Source organism: Streptomyces sp. NH27, assembly GCF_056859195.1.
The window spans coordinates 1-3,471 of sequence record NZ_JACEGK010000688.1 but is presented as its reverse complement, the minus strand read 5'-3'; the positions used below and the strand labels follow the sequence as shown (position 1 = coordinate 3,471).

General features: G+C 73.3%; 3 protein-coding genes. 1 reads left to right on the top strand and 2 read right to left on the bottom strand.

From position 1 onward, the window contains the following. Positions 1-104: 104 nt before the first annotated feature. Positions 105-428 (bottom strand): hypothetical protein, encoded by a 324-nt coding sequence (locus AC13HU_RS34445; protein ID WP_483045926.1) that lies wholly within the window; start codon positions 426-428, stop codon positions 105-107. Positions 429-822: 394 nt separating this feature from the next. Between AC13HU_RS34445 and AC13HU_RS34440 the strand changes: the two genes are divergently transcribed. Continuing rightward, positions 823-2,151 (top strand): L,D-transpeptidase, encoded by a 1,329-nt coding sequence (locus tag AC13HU_RS34440; protein ID WP_483045928.1) that lies wholly within the window; start codon positions 823-825, stop codon positions 2,149-2,151. Positions 2,152-2,244: 93 nt separating this feature from the next. Here the strand turns inward: AC13HU_RS34440 and AC13HU_RS34435 are convergent, their stop codons facing one another. Continuing rightward, the gene (locus AC13HU_RS34435; protein WP_483045927.1) at positions 2,245-3,360 is read right to left on the bottom strand and encodes an ROK family protein; all 1,116 of its coding nucleotides are present in this window, start codon (positions 3,358-3,360) and stop codon (positions 2,245-2,247) included. Positions 3,361-3,471 lie beyond the last annotated feature (111 nt).

Here is a 3,471-nt window from a genome sequence, read left to right as displayed (position 1 = left end):
GTCTTGTGGGGGCCCGCGGGCGGAAGGCGGCGGTCGACGACTCCGCTGGCCACTCCGGTTCGCTGCTCCTCCGGTCCGCCGCCCCTCCGGCTCCTCCGGCTCCGCTACTCCTCCGGCTCGGCCTCTTCCGCCTCGGCGGCCGCCTGCAAGGCGTGGCGGGAGCGGCGGGTGGCGTTGACGACGAGGCCGGCGCCCGCGATGAGGAAGACGGCGCCGCCTATGACGTACGGCTTCGTGTCGATCATGCCGGTCTCGGCGAGCCCCCCGGCGGGCTCCGCCTGGGTGGTGGCGGTGCGGGCGGACGTCGCGTCCGGCGCCGTGGAAACGGCCGCGACCGTGGCGGTGTCCGCGTGCGCCGAGGGGACGAAGTAGAGCGCGGCCAGTACGGCGGCGGCGACCGCGGCGACGTACGGGCGGGGCGAGGCCATCTGATCCCCCAGCGGATGCGGCGAGTTGACCGTAGGGGCCGATGGTAGTGACTGGCGGCGGCCGGTGGGAAGCCGCGAGCCGGCCCGGGGGTGATTCGCGGGCGGTTCGTGAACGGTTCGCGGTGCGTGGCGGGTGGGCTACGGAAAGCCGCGTGACGGTCATCACGGGGAGTACGTGTCAAAGACCACAATTTCCAGCGGAAAGGACATACCTGGCGTCGGGGCTGTTTCCATGGACGGTGGAAGTAGCCCCGCGCCGATCGTCTCGGCCTGCGGGCGTACCCGATCATCGGAGAGACGTGTGACGCCGCCCGACACCGGAAAATCCCCCGCCTCCGCAGCGGGAGGTCCCGCCGAACACGGCCCCGCCGGGACCGCCCGCAGGAAGCGCACGGTGTTCCGCCGCGGCACCCTCGCGGCGCTCGCGGTCGTGGCCGGCGGCGCGGTGGCGCTGACCGCGTGCGGCCACGGCGACGGCGGCAAGGACGGCGGCCAGAACGCGGCCGCGTCGATCTCCCAGACGCCCAGCGCCACCTCCACCACCGCCGGCTCCAGTCCCAGCGCCAGCCCGACCACCAGTCCGGAGACGCAGGCCCGCGAGGACGCGGCGGCGGCCAAGCACACCTCGGCCGCGAAGATCACCATCACGCCGAAGTCCGGCACCACGCAGACCGCGGTGAGCGGCGCGGTGAAGGTGAGCGTCGCCGGCGGCAAGCTGACCAAGGTGACGATGACGGCCACGTCGTCCGGCCACACAGTGGCGGGCAGGATATCCGCCGACGGCACCACCTGGACGCCGAGCGCGACGCTCGGGCACGGCATCCAGTACCGCGTATCCGCCACCGCCAATGACACGCAGGGGCGTACGACGTCCGCGCAGGCCACGTTCGGCACCACGCCGGTCACCGGCAGTTTCGTCGGGTACTTCACCCCGGAGGACGGCTCCACGGTGGGCGTGGGCATGCCGGTCTCGATCAACTTCAGCAAGGCGATCTCGTCCGCCGACCGGGCCGCGGTGCAGCGCGGGGTCACCGTGCAGTCCAGCAGCGGGCAGCAGGTCGTCGGCCACTGGTTCAGCTCCACCCGGCTCGACCTGCGGCCGCAGAGCTACTGGCAGGCCGGCTCGCACGTCACGCTCGACCTGAACCTGGCCGGCGTCGAGGGCGCCCCGGGCGTCTACGGCACGCAGCACAAGACGGTCGGCTTCGACGTGGGCCGCTCGCAGGTCTCCACCGTGGACGCCGCCACGCACATGATGACCGTGGTCCGCGACGGCAAGGTGATCCGCACCCTGCCGATCTCCGCCGGCGGCGACGGGCACACCACGTACGACGGCCAGATGGTCATCGCGGAGAAGGACCAGACCACCCGGATGAACGGGGCGACGGTCGGCTTCACCGACGACGACGGCAAGGGCGAGTACGACATCCCCGACGTGCCGCACGCCATGCGGCTGAGCAACTCCGGCACGTTCATCCACGGCAACTACTGGTCCGACAAGTCGATCTTCGGCAGCGCCAACACCAGCCACGGCTGCATCGGGCTGAGCGACGTCAAGGGCGGCGGGGACAACACCACGGACGCGGCGTGGTTCTTCAACAACTCGCTGCTCGGTGACGTGGTCGTGGTGAAGAACTCGCCGGACAAGATCATCCAGCCCGACAACGGGCTCAACGGCTGGAACATGTCGTGGAGCAAGTGGGTGGCCGGCTCCGCGCTGTGAGCTGAGCCCGGGCAGGTAGTAAGCCGTACGGGAGTGAGCCGGGCGGTACGGGTCGCGCCTCGGGGGCGGGGCCCGTACCGTCCGGCTCACTCGTCAGTCCACGGCGGTGTGGATCCAGGCGGCCGGGTCGTCCAGGACGGCCCGGACCGCGCTGTAGGCGGCGCCGCGCAGTACCCCGTCACGGCCGAGCCGCGAGGTCACCACGTCCTCCGGGCGCCACTGGCGGTCGGTGACGCGCGCGGCCAGCTCGCGGCGCGCGCCGGGCAGCAGCCAGGGCGCGAGGTCCGCGAGCGGGCCGCCGACCACCACGGCCTGCGGGTCGAGCAGGTTGACCGCGCCGCTCAGCGCGATGCCCAGGGCCGCGCCGGCCTCTTCCAGGGCGCGGATCGCGGCGGGGTCGCCGGCGGCCGCGGCGGTGCGCAGCTCCCTCGGGGTGCCGGCGCCCGCCGACCGGAGCAGGGCTTCCTCGCCGGCGAAGGTCTCCAGGCAGCCGTGCGCGCCGCACGAGCACAGGGGGCCGTCCGGGTGCACGGGGACGTGGCCCAGCTCGCCGGCGAAGCCGCGGGCGCCGCGGAAGAGCCGGCCCTCCACGATGAGGGCGGCGCCGATGCCGATCTCGGCGGAGACGTGCACGAAGTCGGCGAGGCGGTCGTGGCCGCCGAGCCAGAGTTCGGCGAGCGCGCCGAGGTTCGCCTCGTTCTCCACGACGGTCGCGTGCGGGCCCAGGGCGGTGGCGACCGAGACGTCCTCCCAGCCGAGGTTGGGGGCGCGCAGTACGGTGCCGCGGTCGCGGCTGACCAGGCCGGGCACGGCGACCGTGGTGCCGACCGGGCGCAGGTCCATCGCGGCGGCCTCCTTGGCGACCTGCGCGGTCAGCTCCGCGAGTTCGGCCAGGACGGACGCGGCCGGGCGGCCCCGGTTCGCAGCGGGGGACTCGGTACGGCAGCGCAGCTCGCCGCGGAGGTCCACCACGCATGCGGCGAGGTGGTCGATGCCGATTTCCGCGCCGATGCCGGCGGGGCCGGTGTCGGACAGCGCGAGGGCGGTGCCCGGGCGGCCTACGGTGCCGGGGCGCCGTGCGCCGCGTTCCTCCAGCAGGCCCGCGGCCAGCAATTCGTCCACGAGCGTGGAGACGGTTGCCCGGGTGAGGCCGACCTCGGCGGCGATGGTGGCGCGGGTGAGGTCGTCCTCCGTGGCCAGGGCTCGCATGACCAGGGAGAGGTTGCGGTGGCGTAGTTCCGATTGGGCGCCAGTGCGTTTGACCACGGTTCTCCTTTCTCGCCTTGCCGTCCACAAGTATGTGCGGCTCCCTCCGGGGGT

Coding starts and splice junctions, on each gene's coding strand:
- AC13HU_RS34445 (WP_483045926.1), bottom strand. CDS start 428: ATGGCCTCGCCCCGCCCGTACGTCGCCGCGGTCGCCGCCGCCGTACTG.
- AC13HU_RS34435 (WP_483045927.1), bottom strand. CDS start 3,360: ATGCGAGCCCTGGCCACGGAGGACGACCTCACCCGCGCCACCATCGCC.